Source organism: Rhizobium sp. 01T444 (assembly GCF_056398305.1).
The window spans coordinates 23,131-40,907 of record NZ_JBFTPD010000028.1; the positions used below are offsets into that span (position 1 = coordinate 23,131).

General features: G+C 61.6%; 12 protein-coding genes. 4 read left to right on the forward strand and 8 right to left on the reverse strand.

Features of this window, described 5'->3' with window-relative positions; all coding sequences use genetic code 11:
• The first annotated feature begins 18 nt into the window (after positions 1–18).
• Both AC1DTN_RS28730 and AC1DTN_RS28735 read left to right on the forward strand, forming a co-directional pair.
• Positions 19–567 (forward strand): hypothetical protein, encoded by a 549-nt coding sequence (locus AC1DTN_RS28730; RefSeq protein ID WP_477923661.1) that lies wholly within the window; start codon positions 19–21, stop codon positions 565–567.
• On the forward strand, positions 564–2,996 hold the full coding sequence (locus AC1DTN_RS28735; RefSeq protein WP_477923663.1) for an AAA family ATPase: 2,433 nt from the start codon (positions 564–566) through the stop codon (positions 2,994–2,996). The genes AC1DTN_RS28730 and AC1DTN_RS28735 overlap by 4 nt, the downstream gene beginning before the upstream one ends.
• A gap of 496 nt (positions 2,997–3,492) precedes the next feature.
• On the opposite strand, the gene AC1DTN_RS28740 is transcribed toward AC1DTN_RS28735, so the two are convergent.
• The 7 genes from AC1DTN_RS28740 to AC1DTN_RS28770 all read right to left on the reverse strand — a co-directional run bounded on the left by AC1DTN_RS28740 (position 3,493) and on the right by AC1DTN_RS28770 (position 16,256).
• Complete coding sequence (locus AC1DTN_RS28740) at positions 3,493–4,935, reverse strand: HlyD family type I secretion periplasmic adaptor subunit (RefSeq protein WP_113321277.1); 1,443 nt, start codon at positions 4,933–4,935, stop codon at positions 3,493–3,495.
• Positions 4,932–7,076: a peptidase domain-containing ABC transporter gene (locus AC1DTN_RS28745; protein WP_310386245.1), complete on the reverse strand. Its 2,145-nt coding sequence runs from the start codon at positions 7,074–7,076 to the stop codon at positions 4,932–4,934. The genes AC1DTN_RS28740 and AC1DTN_RS28745 overlap by 4 nt, the downstream gene beginning before the upstream one ends.
• Before the next feature lie 42 nt (positions 7,077–7,118).
• Positions 7,119–7,427 (reverse strand): hypothetical protein, encoded by a 309-nt coding sequence (locus tag AC1DTN_RS28750; protein WP_113325782.1) that lies wholly within the window; start codon positions 7,425–7,427, stop codon positions 7,119–7,121.
• 67 nt (positions 7,428–7,494) lie between these two features.
• On the reverse strand, positions 7,495–8,727 hold the full coding sequence (locus tag AC1DTN_RS28755) for a GTP-binding protein (protein WP_477923664.1): 1,233 nt from the start codon (positions 8,725–8,727) through the stop codon (positions 7,495–7,497).
• Positions 8,728–8,774: 47 nt separating this feature from the next.
• Positions 8,775–14,114 carry a DUF4082 domain-containing protein gene (locus tag AC1DTN_RS28760; protein ID WP_477923666.1) on the reverse strand — a complete coding sequence of 1,780 codons (5,340 nt, stop codon included), beginning with the start codon at positions 14,112–14,114 and terminating at the stop codon, positions 8,775–8,777.
• Between the two features lie 218 nt (positions 14,115–14,332).
• A complete protein-coding gene (locus tag AC1DTN_RS28765) occupies positions 14,333–15,496 on the reverse strand; it encodes an acyltransferase family protein (protein ID WP_477923668.1) in 1,164 nt (387 codons plus the stop codon).
• Positions 15,497–15,725: 229 nt separating this feature from the next.
• Entirely contained in the window at positions 15,726–16,256 is a 531-nt protein-coding gene (locus AC1DTN_RS28770) for a dihydrofolate reductase family protein (RefSeq protein WP_477923669.1), read from the reverse strand.
• 185 nt (positions 16,257–16,441) lie between these two features.
• Between AC1DTN_RS28770 and AC1DTN_RS28775 the strand changes: the two genes are divergently transcribed.
• Positions 16,442–16,822: a hypothetical protein gene (locus AC1DTN_RS28775; protein ID WP_477923670.1), complete on the forward strand. Its 381-nt coding sequence runs from the start codon at positions 16,442–16,444 to the stop codon at positions 16,820–16,822.
• Complete coding sequence (locus AC1DTN_RS28780) at positions 16,819–17,289, forward strand: MarR family winged helix-turn-helix transcriptional regulator (protein ID WP_477923672.1); 471 nt, start codon at positions 16,819–16,821, stop codon at positions 17,287–17,289. The genes AC1DTN_RS28775 and AC1DTN_RS28780 overlap by 4 nt, the downstream gene beginning before the upstream one ends.
• 35 nt (positions 17,290–17,324) lie before the next feature.
• Here AC1DTN_RS28780 and AC1DTN_RS28785 read toward each other — a convergent pair whose 3' ends face one another.
• Positions 17,325–17,555 (reverse strand): hypothetical protein, encoded by a 231-nt coding sequence (locus tag AC1DTN_RS28785; RefSeq protein WP_113325709.1) that lies wholly within the window; start codon positions 17,553–17,555, stop codon positions 17,325–17,327.
• Positions 17,556–17,777: the final 222 nt, after the last annotated feature.

A 17,777-nucleotide genomic window follows, 5' to 3' on the forward strand; every position in this document is an offset into this window, starting at 1 on the left:
CTTTCGACGCCCTTCCGCATGGCCGGCGTGGAGTTTACGTTTACTGGTGCAATGCGCGGTAGCGGGGCGAGGTCTCTGGATCTCGTGCTCCTGTTTGACACCACGACCGGCGAGTTCGGAGATCGTGAGGGTAACCGGGTCCGTCAGCGGGTGGAGGCATTGAGCCGTGCCCTGGACGTGACCGGATCGCGTTACGTGCTCACAGCAATTCTCGCGGGCGCCACGCTGATAGAAGGAGCGGAGGCGCTCTCCGAGACCTGCAGGGTATTGCATGTCGACGAAATAGCGCTTGATAGCGAAGGCAGTCCCGTGGACGATCGGGCGGCAAGGCAGCTCGACGACCGGATACGCGTCCTCCTTCCCTTGACGCTGCCCGACATGATCGAGCCGGGCGATGGAGCACCAGCGCTGGTTCAGCTTATCCGCACGCTTCCAGCAGGCACGGAAAAGGAACTGGTCGACGCGGTCATTCAAGCGTCCATCGCTGGCGAAAGTGCCGTCACCGAGGCGGTGGCTCACGTCATCAACAGCGCTTTGGGAAAAAATTTGGACGAGGAACGTTCATGAGCGACCTTATTCTCAAAAGTCTCGACGTTGCCAATTTCCGCAGCATCCGGGGCAGGATTCACGCTCCGCTCGACGCGAAGGTAATCCTTCTCCACGGCGAAAATGGCGCGGGAAAGACAAGCCTTCTGTCCGCGATCGAGCTTGCCCTGACTGGCAAGGTGCGGTCACTTGAACGCGCAGATCCAAATTATGAAAAACAGCTCCTTCATCGCCTGGCGACCAACGGAAGCGTTTTGCTGAAGGCAATTTCCGGAAGGACGGAGCGAACATTCGAAGCATCCGTGGGAACGGACGGCGCGAAGTCTCTGGCAGCGCTCTCGCTGTCTGATGCAGATTTTTTTCGCGAACGCGCTTTCCTTCCACAATCTCTCCTCGGGCAGCTTCTACAGATCTATCAAGACTCCGGTAAGGACGCCGGATCGCCGTTGGCGGAATTCGTTAGCAAGCTTCTCGCCCTTGACCGTCTCGACGCATTGGAAGCGGGTCTTAAGCCGCTCGCAGACGTTCGTAATGTCCGGAAGAGCGTCGACGGCTGGCTGCCGGCCGAAAACAACGTCGAGCTTTTGAATTCGACAATGTCGGATTTCCGCAAGCAGCGAGCCGAACTCGACACAAGAATTGGTGAAGCTCTTGTCGAAGTGACCAAGCTTTGCTTCGAGCTCGGAATAAAAGTCGAAGCGACTGAATCAACGCTTGAAAGCATAAGCGCCGCGATTGCCAGAGATGACGATTCACAGCCTTACGCCCGCCTATCGGATCAACAGCGAAGACTGGGGTCGATTGGCCGTGAAATCCACTTGGCTCAGACCGAGGATGAAATCGACCCGGAAGGCACGGTTTCGTCGATCGGTGCCGATGAGGCCAGCGCGGCCTTCTCGCAGTGGGAGAAACTAAATGGTCCGCGCTACGAAGATATGCGAACTCGCGTTGAAATGGCTTTCCCGGAAGATACTGTTCCTGTCGATCCCGCAGAGTTCGCGCGTTTCGCGGCAGACCGTCTACCAGCTCAGATAAAGCAACTTCGCGAACGCGTATCCCAAGCCCGCAAAGACATCGCAAGGCAAGTAGCGGCACAGGACGAGCGCGACATCGCCTTGCAGCAGCGAAACTTGATCGACAACGAGATCGCAAGTTTTCCTTCCAGTGCCGGCAGCCTTGCCCGTGCGCTGTCGGAGCTGACGTCTTTCATCGACGACGATTTCTGCCCGGTCTGCGATCGCAACTTCGGCGAGCTGGGCAAATCCTCCCTTGATGATCACGTCCACGCAAAGGTGCGCAGATTGTCGTCATCAGCCGAGCGTTTGTTAGTCCTCGGACGAACGAGAGGCGAATTGGACCAATCCGTCGAATCTCTCGAACGGGAGCTCCAATCGCTTGCCGTTCGCCAGGTCGATCCACAGATACTGGCTGAGTTCGATCGGCGGCTCTCTGTCATGGCGACCCTCTCTGCGGAGGTTGGTGCTATGATCGACGCTCTGTTCGAGGGCGGACGCCTTCGCGCCGAGGACATAGCCGCTCGTCGAGCTGTGAGTAGAGCGGAGTCGCTTAGTGTCGCGTTGTCCTCGGCGCGGGAGACACTCAATGAATTTGCGCATTCGATCGGCGCTGCGCCCCTTGGGCCGGGTGAGTCTGTCGAATCGGCGATGGAAAGAATCGACGAGCTCCTGGCCGTGGCGGCAAATCATTTTGAGGAACGGATCATAGCGCGACGAGAGTTGCTGGATCGTCTTTCTACCATTCGGACAACTACTGCCATGCGCAGCGAGATTGAAGTGAAGCTCGTCGGCTATGCCGAGGCCCTGCAACATGCTGAAGCGTCGCTTCAGCGGGCGCAGACCCTTCGAGAACAGGGCAACGGGATCCGCAATGCGGTCGACGCCGTGCGTTCAGGTATCATTCGAAAGGAATTCAACGATCGCCTCAACCGGCTTTGGCGTGATTTGTTCGTGAGACTTGCTCCCGGCGAACCGTTCGTTCCTGCATTTCGCATTCCTGCTTCGTCGACGCAAAGGCTTGAGCCGAAGCTGATTACGGAGCATCGCGACGGAGGGGGCTCGGGTGGAACGCCCGGAGTGATGCTGAGTGCCGGCAACCTGAATACCGCGGCCCTGACGCTGTTCATCGCACTCCATCTCTCTGTTCCCTGCGCGCTTCCCTGGCTCATCCTGGACGACCCAGTCCAGTCGATGGACGATGTCCATATCGCACATTTCGCTGCTCTCCTGCGGACTTTGTCAAAAGAGCACGGACGTCAGGTCATGATCGCAGTCCACGACCGGCAGCTTTTCGAATACCTGAAGCTGGAACTGAGCCCAGCATTTCCGGAAGACAGCCTTCTGACCTTGGAGCTGTCAAGGGGATCGAGAAGGGATAGCCTGTGCATCGCGACCCGCCATCACTACCAAGAGGAGGCGGCGCTCGTCGCGTAAACGTCATGTCGGCCGTGGCTTTCGCGTGCCTACCCGAAAGGATTCACTCTGAGGTGATCCTTCGCCTGCTAGTCGTGATTGCCGGCCTGCGAAGGTCGTGGTGACCACCAGAGAAAGGAGGCGGCCTTGGCGTGTCGATTGGATGACCGCAAATCGCGCCTAGATGCAGTAACGTCAAAACAAACCGAAGTCCGCTCTCCGGCAATGGCGACGTCTGCCTTTACGACTGATAAGAGGGCGCAAAGCGGCCTTATCCTTCGATAAGGTCCGCTTGTGCCCAAAAGCGGCCATGGCCTTCCGCGAGCCCGCCTCAAACGTCGTCGTGACAGATTCCCACAGCGATGGCGGAGATGGGTAACGCCGCTTCTCCCTCCAACCTCGCGGATCTAAATACCGGCCCCCTCAAAAAACAGGTTTGGGGGCGGCACCGTACGGCGCGCCCCCATTCCCTGGCTCGTGTAGGTGGCCCCTCGCCTACACCTGGCCGGCGGACCCCTCAATTCGGTTCGCGTATCGCATCATCCAGCCCGCGCAGCAGCGGATAGAGGAAATAGGAGATCACCGTCCGTTGGCCGACCTTGATTTCCGTCGACACTGTCATGCCCGGCAGCAATCTTACCGGCGCTCCGGCAGCATTCAGCCTTGTATCAGCCAGCAGAATGCGCGCCTTGAAGAAGGGGGCGGATGGCTGGCTCGGGGTGGCGGTCTGTTCCGGTTGGCCGGTGAGGAAAGTGTCCTCGCTGATCGTTCGCACTTCGCCTGTCGCCGTGCCGTATTTCTGGAAGGGATAGGCGTCGAGCTTGATGCGGGCTTCCTTGCCGACGGCGATGCGGCCGATGTCGCGGGTGTTGATCGAGACTTCAGCTTCGAGCGGCACGTTGATCGGCACCAGCGTCACCACAGGCTCGGCCTCGCGCACGACGGAACCGACCGAGCGCTGGGCGAGATCGAGCACGACGGCATCGGCGGGTGCGGTCAGCGCCACCATGTTGCGGCGAAGCTCCATCTTCTTCTGCTCTTCGCCCGCCATGTCACGCTGGCCGCGCAGGTCCACCAGTTGCTCCATCGCGGCGCGGCGGAAATCCTCGATGAAGGCCTGGCGGTCGGCGCGCAGTTTCGCATAGGCGTGGACTGCCTCGTCGGCCTTGCCGCGCACGGCGGTGATATCGGCCTCGACATCGAGACGGGCGTCGCGCGAGCCGAGCATGGTGAGAAGCGAGCCGCTTTCCTTGTCATAGAGTTTCTTTCGCGTGGCCTCGATCTGCGAGAGATTGTCGCGCCGGTCGTTCAGCACGGCCTCCTGATTGCGGTTTGCCGCAAGCACGGACGACTGGCCGGCGATCTGCTGTTCGAAATTCTGCAGCTGCGCCATGTAGAAGGCCCGCCGCTGGCCGAAGAGCTGCACTTGCAGCTGCTCATCCTTCGTGTTGCCGGCAATCTTCGAATAATCCTCGCCGGCAAGCTCGGCCTCCAGGCGCTTCACCTGGGCGTCGAGGGCGGAAAATTTCGCCCTCAGCTGCCCGACATCGGCCTGGCTGAAGGTGGCGTCGAGCGTCGCCAGCGTCTGGCCGGCACGCACCACCTCGCCGGCCTTCACGTCGATCGTGCGGATGATCGAGGTTTCGAGCGGCTGGACGACGATGGTCGGCTGCGTGGTGACGAGCTTGCCCGGCGCAATCACCACCTCGTCGATGGAGGAGACCGAGGCCCAGGTGATCGCCGCGGCAAGCAACGCCGTGATGCAGTATAGCGTCATGCGGGCGACGCGCGGCGGCGCGCGTTCCTCGAGTTCGACGGCGTCGGACTGGAACTCGGCAATTGCCGGCGGCAGCGGCGGGCGGGCGGTGAGTTCCCTGCCCTTCTCCGGACCCTTGTCTGATGGCCCCTTGTCCGAGGGTACCGGCAGGTTTTCGTCGGATTTTCTGACGTGCGCGTTCATGCGACCTGCCTCATCTGCTGTGCCCAGAGGTGGCGGTAGGTCATGCAGCGCGACACGAGCTGATCGTGCCGGCCGATATCGGCGACCTTGCCGCGATCGATGACGAGAATGGCATCGGCATCGACGAGCGTCGAAAGCCGGTGCGAGACGATGATAACAGTGCGGCCGGCAGCGATGCGGCTGAGGTTGTCGCGGATGATCGCCTCGCTGTCAGGGTCGAGCGCGCTTGTGGCCTCATCGAAGATCAGCAGCCTCGGATCGGTGATCAGCGCACGCGCAATCGCAAGCCGCTGCTTCTGGCCGCCCGAGAGGTTGGAGCCATTTTCCTCCAGCATCGTGTCGAAGCCGCGCGGCAGGCGCTCGATGAACTCTTCGGCGCCGGCGATGCGGGCGACCTCCATGATCTCCTCGATGCTGGCATCGGGCTTGGCGGCGGCAATATTGTCGCGTACCGAGCCGCGGAACAGGAAATTATCCTGCAGCACGACGCCGATGCTGGTTCGAAGATGCACGAGGTCGATCTCGCGGCTGTCATAGCCGTCCATGCGCACCAGCCCCTCCTGGCTCTGGTAGAGCCCCTGGATGAGCCTTGTGATCGTCGTCTTGCCCGAGCCGCTCTTGCCGACCACGCCGAAGACGCAGCCTGCCGGAATGGCGAAGGAGACATTGTCGAGCGCCGGCGCCGCATCAGGCGCATAGCGGAAGCTGACCCTGTCGAATTCGATGCGGCCATGCAGATGCGGCCGGACGCCACGCCCGCGGCCCGCCTGCTCCGGCCGCTGGTTCATGATCTCGCCGAGCATGCGCACGGAGAGCGCCACTTCCTGATATTCATGCACCATGGTGACGATCTGCACGAGCGGCCCCGAGACGCGGCCGGCGAGCATGTTGAAGGCAACCAGCGCACCGATCGTCATCGCGCCGCTGAAGACATCGAGCGCGCCAAGGCCGATGATCGCAACGCTCATCAGCTTTTCCAGGAGTCCCGTCAGCGACTGGGCGATGGTCGAGATCTTCTCGACGCGGAAACGCACGGAGATGGACTGGGCCGAATAATCGTCCCATACCTTGCGCTGGCGCGGCTCCAGCGCCAGCGACTTGACGGTGCGCATGCCATGCACGGTTTCCACCAGCAGGGCCTGCCGGTCGCCTTCGGCCTGGTAGAGCGCCTTCAGGCGGCGCTGGAACGGCCCGACGAGCATCATCACCACGATGCCGACAAGGGCTGCGAAACCGAGCACCACGAGCGTCAGCTTGACGCTGTAGAGAAGCAGGATCGGCACGAAGACGAAGAGCGAGACACCGTCGAGAAGCGTCAGGAACAGCCGGCCGGTCAGGAATTCGCGGATGCGCCCCGTCTGCTGCATATGCTTGACGAGAACGCCGGCCGAGGCCTGCTCGAAGAGCGCGATCGGCAGGTTGAGCAGATGGCCGAATGTGCGGGTGGCGACGCGGATGTCGATCCTGTTCGTGGCGTAGAGCAGCAGATAGCGGCGCAGGAAGCTGAAGGTCGCATCGAAGATCAGCGCGATCCCGATACCGACGGTCAGAACCGTCAGCGTCGCATAGCTCTGGTGCACGAGGACCTTGTCGATGACCAGCTGGAAGAAGATCGGCGTCATCAGCCCCAGGCCGTAGAGCACGAAGGCGGCGAGCGCGACATCGCGGAAGAAGCTACGCTGCTTGATGATCTCAGGGACGAACCAGCGGAAGCCGAAGGGCCGGTCCTCATCGGACATGCGATAATTGCGCTTCAGCAGGATCGCCGATCCGAGCCAGGCCCTGGCGAATTGCTCTTCGCTGAGCATGATCACCTCGGCGCGCGAGGAAAGCGGGTCGAGAACCCGGATTCTCTCCTCCTCGCCCTCCCCGACAGCGCCGGCGATGACCACCCAGTTGCCGTTGTTGAGTTCGGCCAGCACCGGGAAGGCCTCGCCGAGCTGGAACAGGCTTCGCCAGTTGAGATCGAGATGCTTGGCCCTCAAGCCAGCATCCTTTGCCATGCGCAAGAGCTGCCGCACGGCAACGGGATCGTTGCCGACAGCATAATCGTGCTGCAGCCGCTCAGGAGAAAGATCGACGCCGTGATGACGTGCGACGAGCGCAAGACAATGCAGGTTGGTATGCAGAAAACCACTCATGGCCCACCCGAAACAATACGAGACCGAGGCGATAGTTGTTGATCAGTTGAAGTTCGGCGAAGCGTTCGACCCGCCGGCCTGCGCCGCCTGGATATCCGCGGCCGCGGCAGCCGACATATCGCCGATCCGGCGAACCGCACCCGCCTCGACCAGGCCGCCAAGCGCCTTCTGCATGAGATCGACCGCATTGGCGAAGGCGTCGACCGGCATGATGATGCGCTGGCGGAAGACCGGCTTCGGATTGTTGTTGGCATCGCGGTCGGTCGCCGACAGCGACATCAGGTCGATGCGCACGATCGTGCCCGTGATGGTGATTTCGCCGATACCGTCTGCATAAAGTTCGCTGCTCATTGTTCTCTCCTCTGGTTGATAATCAAAACACGTTCACCTTAGGGCGTCTTACGTCCATTAGGACGCTCTAACTCTTTGAATGCGCATGCATATGTGCGTGCTGCCAGGGCGGAAACGGATCCCGAAGCCCGGTGGCGATCTCCGGATCGAAACCCGTTTCCTCCCCGGCAAGGCAATCATCGAGCGCACTGCAGATGGCGTGCCTGTCGAAGCCGGAACCGATGAAGACGAGCTCCTGGCGGCGGTCGCCCCAGACATCGTCCCAGTGCCGATCGATCAGCTGGCGGAACTGCGGATAACGCGGCCATTGCGCCCTCGGCACGGATGCCCACCAGAAACCCCTGGTATCGATGCGGCATTGCGTGCCGGCAATGGACAGCAGGCCGATCTCATCAGGCCTTGTCGCCAGCCAGAAATGGCCCTTTGCGCGAATGAGGCCCGGCCATTTCCTGTCGAGGAAATCGCTGAGCCGCGCGGGATCGAAAGGCCGGCGGCTGCGATAGACGAAGCTTGCAATGCCGTATTCCTCGGTCTCCGGCACATGATCGCCCCAGCCGAAGAGCTCCTTGTGCCAGAGCGGATGGCGAGCAGCCTTCGCCTCGCTGAAGAGGCCGGTATCCATGATCGCGCCAAGCGGCACCTGGCCGAAGACCGCCTCGATGACGCGGGCATCCGGATTGAGCGCCGCCACGACCTGGCGAACCTCGGCGAGCATTGCGGGCGGCACCTCACCTGCCTTGTTGATGATGACGACGTCGGAAAATTCGATCTGCTCGACGAGGAGTTCGACGAGCTTGCGCTCATCGTCCCCGTCACGCCTTTCGCCGCGATCGGCAAGGAACTCGGCGCTCTGGTAATCGGCGAGAAGATTGACCGCATCGACGACGCAGACCATCGTGTCGAGCCTTGCCACGTCGCAGAGTGCTGCGCCGCTCTCGTTGCGGAAGGAGAAGGTGGCTGCGACCGGCAGCGGCTCAGCAATGCCGGTGCCCTCGATCAGCAGATAATCGAAACGGCCGGCGGCGGAGAGCCGGCGTACCTCGCTCAGGAGATCGTCGCGCAGGGTGCAACAGATGCATCCATTGGTAAGTTCCACCAGCGTCTCGTCCGTGCGCGAGAGGTCTGCACCCCCCTCGCGCACGAGGTCCGCATCGATGTTGACCTCGCTCATATCGTTGACGATGACAGCAACCCGACGACCCTCACGATTACTCAGTACATGATTGAGGACAGTCGTCTTGCCGGCGCCGAGAAACCCGGCGAGAACCGTAACCGGCAATCTGTTGTCTGCACGCATCATCGATATGATCATCCTTTACGATGCTTGGCCTTACATCCTCGCAGGCTTTACGCCGCGAGCTGCGGTTTGAACGCCACGTCCACATAGTAGTTTGTGCTGTTGTAACTGCTCGTCGGGAACAGCCCGCCCGATCCGTAGGCGTAGACGCCGTTATTGCCGGCGAGCGCCTTGAGGTCGCCGTTCGTCACCTCGCTGCCGAAGTAATTGCCCGTTGCCGAGTAGTTGCCGTTGGTCGAGTAGGAAACGACGTAGGTCGTATCCGCCTGGATCGCGACCTGCTGGGTAAGCTGCGCGGTCTGCCAGCCGCTGGCCGTCTCGTTGTTGAAGGTGACGCTGCCGAGCAGAGTGCCCGAAGCCGTCCACAGATAGCCGTTGTGCGGGCCTGTATTGTCGGCCCCCTTGTAGAAGCGGATGCCGGTGATCCAGCCTGCCGTATCGGCCTGGAATTTCATGCCGAGATTGACCGGCTGGTTGTCGTTGACAGAGATGACCGAGGGTGTCGCATTGGCGGCAAAGAGGTTCTGCTCCGGTCCTGCAGCCGGGTTGTTGACGGCGAGCGAAACTTCAGCTGATGCCGTGCCGCCCTGCCCGTCGGCAATGGCATAGCTGAAGCTCGCCGGCCCCGAATATCCCGCCGTCGGCGTGAAAGTGACGGTCTGCGCCTGGCTGTCGAAGGAAACCGTGCCGTTGACCGCACCGCTGACCCCGGTGATCGAGATCGTATTGCCATCGGCATCGCTGTCATTGGCAGTGAGTGCCGAGGCCTGGATGGTGATCGGCGTGCCCGTGTTCGTCGTAAAGCCGCTGTCATTGGCGGCGACCGGAGCCGTATTCTGCGCGCCCTGCTTATAGAGCACGTCGACCCAGTAATTGCTGGCATTGTAGGAAGAGTTCGGGAACAGGCTGCCCGTGCCATAGGCATAGACGCCGTTGCCGCCGCTGACCGTGCTTGCCGGCGCCGTCAGCGCACCGCTCGTATAGTCTGTCGTGAAGTAGTTCGCGGTTGCCGAATAGAAGCCGTTGGAATGATAGCTCGCCACATAAGTCGTGCCGGCGGTGATATTGATCGGCTGCGTGAAGGAAACCGTCTGCCAGCCGCTCGCCGTCTCGTTGATGAAGGTTGCCTGCCCAAGGAGTTGGCCGCTCGCCGTCCAGAGCGAGCCGACATGCGTGCCGGTATCCTGGGCGCTCTTGTAATAGGTAAGCCCGGTGATCTGGCCATTGGCGGAAGCGATGAACTTGACGCCGAGCTCGACCGAGTTGGCGTCATTGGCGGCGGTAACACCCGACGTGTCGGCGCTGGTGAACAGGCTTGATGTCGTGCCGCCGCCGGGCTGTGAATTGACCGTCAGGCTGACGGTTGCCGACGACGTGCCGCCATGCCCGTCCGCGATCGAATAGGTGAAGCTTGCGACACCCGTATAGCCCGTAACAGGTGTGAAGATGACGCTATTCGTCTGGCTGTTGAACGTCACCGTTCCGTTGACCGCACCATTGACGCCGGTGATGCTGAGCGGATCGCCATCGGCATCATGGTCGTTTGCAAGCAGGCTTGCTGCGGCAATCGAAAGCGCGGTGTTGGAATAGGTCGTATAGCCATTGTCATTGGCGGCGACCGGCGCCGTGTTGGTGGTCGACTGGTTGAAGACGACATCCACCCAGTAGTTCGACGACTGGTAGCTGGAAGTCGGGAATGTCGTGCCCGATCCGTAGGAATAGACGCCGTTGGCGCCCGCAAGGCCCGTCAGCGCGCCGTTGGTATGGGCCGAGTTGAAATAGCCCGATGTCGCCACATAGCTGCCGGTCGTGTGGTAGGAGGCGACATAGGTCGTGCCCGCCGATATTTGCAGCGGGTTGGAGAATGCCGCTGTCTGCCAGCCGGAGGCCGATTCATCGGCAAAGCTGATCGTCGCAAGCAGAGTGCCGTTCGCCGACCAGATCGAGCCGGTGTGCGGCCCGGTATCGCCGGCGGCCTTGTAGAAGCGGATGCCGGTGATCGTGCCGCTTACCGAGGCCGTGAATTTCATGCCGAGTTCGAGCGGCGAATTTTCCTGGATGCTGCCGCCGGTCGGCCCTTCATTGGCGGCAAACAGCGACTGGCCGGCCGGACCCGGATCGACGGTGAGGCTGACATTGGCCTGGTCCGTGCCGCCGCGTCCATCCGACACCGTATAGCTGAAGCTTGCCGGACCGGAATAATTGGCAGCCGGCGTGAAGATGATCGTGCCGTTCTGCTTGTTGAGGGTAACAGTGCCGTTGAGCGCATTGCCGACGGCGCTGATCGTCATCGCATCGCCATTGGCATCGGTATCGTTGGCGAGAAGCGTGGCGATGGAGATCGTCAGCGTGCCGTTGCGCGAAATCGTCAGGCCGCTGTCGTCGCCGGCAACTGGCACGCTGTTGGGTCCGGCATCGAAGACCACGTCCACCCAATAGTTGGACCCGCCAGGGCTGAGGCCCGGGAATGTACCGGCATTGTCGCTATAGGCATAGGCCCCGCCGCCATCGACGGCCTTCAGCGCGCCGCTGGCATAGGTGCTGCCGCTACCGAAATAATTGTCGGTGACGGAGTAGAAGCCGTTGCTGTGATAGGAGGCCACATAGGTCGTGCCGGCCGCAATCTGGATCGGCGAGGAGAACATCACCGTCTGCCAGCCGGAGAGCGATTCATTCGTCGATACGCCCGTTGCCAGCAGCGTCCCGTCGCTGGACCAGAGGCTGACGACATGATCGCCGATATTGTAGAAGCCCTTGTAGAAGCGGATGCCCTGCACGGAACCTGCGGTCGTTGCCTGGAAGCGCAGGCCGAGTTCGACCGGATCGCGATCGATCGCCACTTCCGTCGCCGGCTTTTCCGCCAGCGTCCACAGGCCCTGCGTGCCGGGCAGCGTGACGGTGACCTGCTTGCCGGTCGATGGCGCCTCCAGATTGACGCTGTCATCGACGGCGCGTGACATGACGGTGTAAGTGCCGCTTGCCTGGACGACCCAGTTATAGCTCCAGCTCTCGCGGCCGGTGGCCTTGAACCAGTGCTGGCCGCCATCGGTGGAGACTTCCACGCCGGCAATGATGCCGCCGCCGAAATCCTGCGCCGTGCCCGTGATCGTGACGTGCTGGCCTTCGAGGAAGCTTGCTCCGATGATGGGCGACGAGATCGACGAGGTCGGCTTCAGCGTGTCGGTCGATTGGGTCGCAAGGATCAGGCTCGCATCGAGCGTCGTCGGCTGGATGCCCATGTCCGCGAACATGTTGACCATCGCCTGCTGGACGTTGCGATCGGTCGATGTCGTCGGGCCCTGGTGGTTATCACTGAGCCCCCAGGACCAGAAGACGGTGCCTGCGCCGAAGACGAGTGCGCCGCTTGCGGCCCGGTACATGGTGAGGCTGTGGGTGGCGACGGCGGAACCGACCGTCGCGCCGTAATCGCGCAGATAGGTTTCAACCGAGATGGACGAGAGCGACAGGTTGACGAGACCATCCGGCCGGAAGCCGTTCTCGACATCGGAATCCCACTCGTAGCCAAGCAGGTTCTGCACCAGATTGTAGGTATCGCCTTCATTCAGCTGGGAAACATCGGTATTGCGCCAGAAGCGCAGGTTCGAATAGTCGTAGGGGATGGAGATCGTATCCTGGCGGTAGCTGTCCACCTGGAACATCGTGCCCGTCAGCGAATTTTCCGGCTCCTGCCCCGGATCGGCATAGCGCGGATCGCGCCAGGTACCGGTGCCGACACCGCTCGGATCCGAGCTCGTGCCCCAGGTTTCCTTGTAGCAGACCATGGTGCGGTAGGCTTGGCCGCTGCCGTCGATGCTGCTCTCCCAGCGAACCTTCCAGTAGCACTCGTTGCCGCTCCAGAAGGCGAGGTTGACGCCGGAGTCGCGCGCTGCCTCGACATTGGCGCGCTGTTCGGCAGACCAGTATTCGTCATGGCCGACGGAGAGATAGGCATCGTGGTTGAGCAGCAGCGCGCCGTTGCGCGTCGCATCGACGCCCGAGATATAGGAAACGTCGTAGCCGTTCTGCTCCAGCCACGAGATGGCGGAGGATTCGACGCCGAAGATGTAATCGTGCGAGCCGCCGATCGGGCTCGTATTGGTGATGATCGGGCGGTTGTAGCTGACAGCCGAGGCGCGGCCGATCGCCTGCAGGCCGCAGCTGCAGTTTGGCGGCAGGTAGCCGATCATGTCGGCGGGATCGACCGGGACTTCGCCATAATAGAGGCTGGCGCCGCCCCAGGCATTATAGGCCTGCCATGTCGTATCCGAGGTCTGGAAGACGATATTGCTGGTCGAGGCATCGTCGCGCACGACGAAGGGGATGATGCTTGCATCCTCGGTGCCGTCCTCGCGCACCAGCTTGGCGAAATAGACGCCCGAGACGGCATCGCCAGGGATCTGCCAACTGGCCGATACCGACCAGTTGCCGCAATCGATGAGACCGAGCGACATGTCGACGATCGGGTGCGGCTGGATCTGCGCCGTGGTCAGCGATTTCTCGATCGAGTCCACCTTGCGCGCGCCGGCCCCGCCATAATAACCCATGCGGTAGATATCGATGCGGTAATGGGTGGAATCCGTGGCGATCTTGAAATCGACCGTCTGGCCGATATTGGTGCTGATTTCGGTGGCAAAGCCCTGGATGCTGCCGTTGCCATCACCCTCCAGACCCCATTCGCTGATGGGGTTGCCCTGCTTCATGTTCTCGAGCGCGATCTTGTTGAGCGTCGGCGCAGCAGCAGCTGCAGCGGCCGGCGCTGCGAGCGCCACCGAGCCTACGGGGGTTTCGGCGGAAACGCTCTCGCTCGGCTGCACCGAGATGGAGGCTATCGAGGTCTGAAGGAGTAACGACGTCGTGCCGGAACCGGCGGCAGGATCGGTCGGAGACGTGGTAGGGCCTGCCGTGCCGGCATCACTGGTAATGCCCGTCAGCACGGGCGCCGACGGCAGCGTCGCGGCTTCCTGGTACGGGTCCGGGCCGAGCACGGTGCGCTCGGTTGTCGTGGTGGTCGTCTGCAGCGCCGGGAGGATCGAAGCCGTCTTGGTGGACGTATCCTGCGTGCCGCCGTCGCCCGAAGGCGCTGATATCGCCGTCGGCGGTATCGAGGCRGTCTGCACGCCGCCCGATGAGACCAGCGCGGCAGGCTGCATGATATTCCCGATAAAGGAAGACGGACTTGCGAAGGAGGACGGGACGGCGGCGCCGTCGGGAGTGGCGAAGCTGCGCTGACTGGCAAAGCTTAGGGAACCATCGGTACTCGCTGATGACACAACCGTCGCGGTTCCCAGCACTGCGCTCCAGGCTGAGGGTGCACGACAGATACTCAACGCTCCACCAAATGTACTCAGATACTCAAGGTTACTAACGCGAATTCTCCGCATAAGCGGCATCCCCCTTCCCGTCCACCCGCCTCCTGGACCTGCCCCTCAACCGGCCCCATGAAGCAGCATTTCAAGACATGCATTCTGGCAGCTTTCGCATGGGAACGAACGACAGCAATCCGCGGTATGCGGGTGGTGCCCCCTACGCCCATATGATGACCCCTCGGCATGCCCGACTGGCATGGCACGGCCTTTCATCTTTCTGGCGTGTGGTCGGTTTGCGGCCGTTACCGGCTCGACCCTTCCAAGGCCGCGGCAGGCGCCATCGCCGCCCGGCTTTCTCCGGCGCCGGTCACCCTGCCCGTCAGCGCAAAGCGCCTCAGCGACAGGACGGGCTTTTCGATGAGGTGCCAGGAGACTGCGGCGACGCAGAGGACGACGGCGACAGTTACCGCCGTCAGCATGACGACGCCGGGAACTGTGCCGACGAAGACCGACGGCGCCAGGAAGATCGCGAACTGGATGAACGGCACGTGGTAGAGATAGACGCCGTAGGAATAATCGCCGCGCTCAAGACTTTTCGGCAGCGGCAGTCGCGACAGGCCGGCATGGATGGTGATGTAGGTTAGAACGGGGATCAGGATCAGCCGGTTGGCGACGCTGTGGGTCGCCCTCGTGTCGAGCACGATCATGGCGGTCAGCGCAATGGCGATACAGGCATAAAGCGCCATCCTGCTCATCGGGATCCGGTCGCGCAGCTGATAGGCAAGGATGCCGCTGAGGAAGGCCGTGACGAGTTGGGCGCCGCGGCTGACGAACAGCGCATGAAGGGTCGAACCGTTCTGAGCCCCGGCGGGCATGAAATGCTCGACTGCAAGGCCGGTAAAGACGTAACCCGCAAGCAGCAGGAAAGTCGCCGCCGGCCGCCGCACCACACCTGTGATCATCATGACCGACATGATGGTGTAGCAGATGATCTCCCAGGGAATGGTCCAGAGCGCACCGTTGACCTGCGGGGTCGGGTTGCCTGTGAAGACGCCGGGCAGTTCGGTATGGATCGCGCCGATGATGTTCATGAGATAGGCAAAGAAGCCTGCGTCAGTGAAGTATTCGCCAAGCGGCAGCGTGGTGACGGCCGGGCCGATGATGAAGGCACAGATCAGGATATCGACCGCGAGCGCGGGGACGATGCGGAGCGCGCGATTGAGCAGGAAATTTGCGAGGTCGAGCCGCTGGGCGCTGGCCGTGATCAGGAAGCCGCTCAAGGCGAAAAACATCGGCACCAGACTGTATTCGAAGAACCACAGGAAAGGGCCGGTGCCGGCATCCCAGTAGCCGTCAGCAATGACGACATGATAGAAAACGATGGTAAGCGCCAGCGCGAGGCGCAGGAAATTGAAACCTGGAGCAAGGCCCTGATAGCCCGCCAGCACCTCGCCAAAGCTCTTCATCGCCCCTCCGGAAAACCGAGCCTTACGCCCTCCAGCCAGCCGGTGAAGCACAACCACGGCGATGGAGTAATAATTCCGGATGCATCCTAAACATGAATTTTTCAACGAAAAGTTAGCGAGACCCGCGTAAAAACACACCTTGCGCGGTATATTTTCAGACAGTCTGCCGCGCTTTGGGCGTATCGAGGCGAGTAATCGACGCTTTTTTCGTCCGGCTCGCGCCCTGCCCTCAGGCCGGAACGTAGGTCAGCCTGATCACGTCCTCGTCGATGCGATCGCTGGCCACAAGGCGCAGCCGCGGGCGGGGCGCGGCGAAGAATGGCGTGCCGTGGCCGAGCACGACGGGATGGAAGTAGAGCTGGTACTCATCGATGAGACCAAGGTCGGTCAGGCTTCGCGCCAGGTCCGATCCACCAATGCCGACCTCCCCGGCAAGCCGGTCCTTCAACCCGCGTAGGACCGTTTCGAGCCCCTCCCCGACAAGCGTGGCATTGGGGCCGACCGAGCTCAGCGAGCGCGACACGACCCACTTCTGCTGGCCCCGCCACGCCGCCGCAAACTCGCGTCTCGCCGCGTCCCACTCAGCGTGGTCGTCATCCCAATAACGCATGATCTCGTACATGCGGCGACCGTAAACGATGGCTGCCGCGCCCCGCACGCTCTCGATGAAATGACGGAAGAGCACGGGACCGGGCGCAAACGCCTGATGGTCGATGTAGCCGTCCAGTGACACGTTCTTTCCGTAAACAAGCTTGGCCATGTTCTCTTCCTCCTCCCGGAGCGCCGGGCCGGCGCCATTCTGGTTGCGTCATGCAATCAGCTGCAGGATAACTCGACCGGTTTTAAATCGCAATCGGTTTCAGGAATGCGGATGAAATCCGTCGTGCGGGCGGCGCGATCAAACGGCATCTGGCAATATGTATGCGAATCGCATATATTTGCCAGATGGAAACAAAACTCGAATCCGCAATCAACCGGTGGCACGAAGCAGTGAACGCCGGCGATCCGACGCGGGCTGCAGCGGCAGTGAGCGACCCGGTCGTGGTGCTAGGCCCGAAGGGTGCCGGCCCCATCTCGCCCGCCGACTTCGCCGGCTGGGTGGAAAGGTCGGGGATCAAGCTCGTGGCGCGATCCTGGCATCCGGTCAGCGATCGCCTGATGGTGGTCGAACAGGATGCGTCATGGCCGGAAAGCCCGGGGCCGATGCGCGTGGCGACGGTCTTTCGCGTCACCGGCGCCAAAATATCGGCAGCGCTGAGATTGCCCGATCTGAGCTCGGCGCTGGAACTCGCATTCATCTGCCGCGAAATGGCCGCCAGCGAATGAGAGACCCGGACGAAGACCCTTCGCAGCAAGAGACCGGCGGTCCCGGACAGACCCTGTTCGAGTTCATCCGGCACTGGTCCCGTCGCTCGAGCACTCCTGCTAGCCGCTCGATGGAGCAGAACGGCAGATATGTCCTCGCCACCGAGGCGACCGACTCCCTTTCGAAGCGGGCGCCTGCGACGATCAATTCCGTGGCCCGTGAAATCGGCATCGATCAAAGTGGCGCCTCCCGTCTCGTCAGGGATGCAGTGGAAGCCGGATATCTGGAAATGAACCCCTCTCCTCGCGACGCCCGCGAACGCGTGGTCGCTGTCACCAGGGCGGGCCAGCGACTGCTTGTCGACGCCCACCATTGGCAGGAAGAGGTGTTCGAGCAACTGACTGATGACTGGAAGGCCGAGGAGCGCGCCGTCTTTCACCATGCAATGCTTCGACTGCTCAAGCGCTCGCATGATCAGGAGGAGTAGAGCATTTCCACGGCCCGCAGAAAAACGGACTTGCCCTAGGTATCGGCAAGCCTGAGTTCGATCAGCTCACGCGCCAGCTCGTAGGTTCCATCCTCGTCGTCGCCGGAGGCTTCGTCGATCATCTCGGCGGCGGTGCGATAGACTTCCCGCTCTTCTTCGGGAGAAAGCAGGCCCTTATTGCCAAGCACGGAGATGAGCGAGTTCAAAACGGCAGCGGCCGATAGTGTCATCGCTTCGGATGTGAGACGCGTGGACTCTGAAGACATTTTTATTCCTCGATCGATAGAACAACGCTAAACAATACGTTGGGCCTTCAACAAGTTCCAAGTCGAGGTTACAGGTCCGGCCCACCCGCAGATCCGGTTGATATTATCGCGACAATAATGCCTGCACCACCCCTGATGATTGCAAGAATTGGGCTAAGCCGTTTTGGTAGATTTTATCTTGAGGATGCCATCATTCGGGCTATCCTGCCGGGGAGTTTCACT

Bases quoted from the DNA above. Each gene is read 5' to 3' on its own strand.
- AC1DTN_RS28730 (WP_477923661.1), top strand. From the start codon at position 19: ATGGCCGGCGTGGAGTTTACGTTTACTGGTGCAATGCGCGGTAGCGGG.
- AC1DTN_RS28735 (WP_477923663.1), top strand. From the start codon at position 564: ATGAGCGACCTTATTCTCAAAAGTCTCGACGTTGCCAATTTCCGCAGC.
- AC1DTN_RS28740 (WP_113321277.1), bottom strand. From the start codon at position 4,935: ATGAACGCGCACGTCAGAAAATCCGACGAAAACCTGCCGGTACCCTCG.
- AC1DTN_RS28745 (WP_310386245.1), bottom strand. From the start codon at position 7,076: ATGAGTGGTTTTCTGCATACCAACCTGCATTGTCTTGCGCTCGTCGCA.
- AC1DTN_RS28750 (WP_113325782.1), bottom strand. From the start codon at position 7,427: ATGAGCAGCGAACTTTATGCAGACGGTATCGGCGAAATCACCATCACG.
- AC1DTN_RS28755 (WP_477923664.1), bottom strand. From the start codon at position 8,727: ATGATGCGTGCAGACAACAGATTGCCGGTTACGGTTCTCGCCGGGTTT.
- AC1DTN_RS28765 (WP_477923668.1), bottom strand. From the start codon at position 15,496: ATGAAGAGCTTTGGCGAGGTGCTGGCGGGCTATCAGGGCCTTGCTCCA.
- AC1DTN_RS28770 (WP_477923669.1), bottom strand. From the start codon at position 16,256: ATGGCCAAGCTTGTTTACGGAAAGAACGTGTCACTGGACGGCTACATC.
- AC1DTN_RS28775 (WP_477923670.1), top strand. From the start codon at position 16,442: ATGGAAACAAAACTCGAATCCGCAATCAACCGGTGGCACGAAGCAGTG.
- AC1DTN_RS28780 (WP_477923672.1), top strand. From the start codon at position 16,819: ATGAGAGACCCGGACGAAGACCCTTCGCAGCAAGAGACCGGCGGTCCC.
- AC1DTN_RS28785 (WP_113325709.1), bottom strand. From the start codon at position 17,555: ATGTCTTCAGAGTCCACGCGTCTCACATCCGAAGCGATGACACTATCG.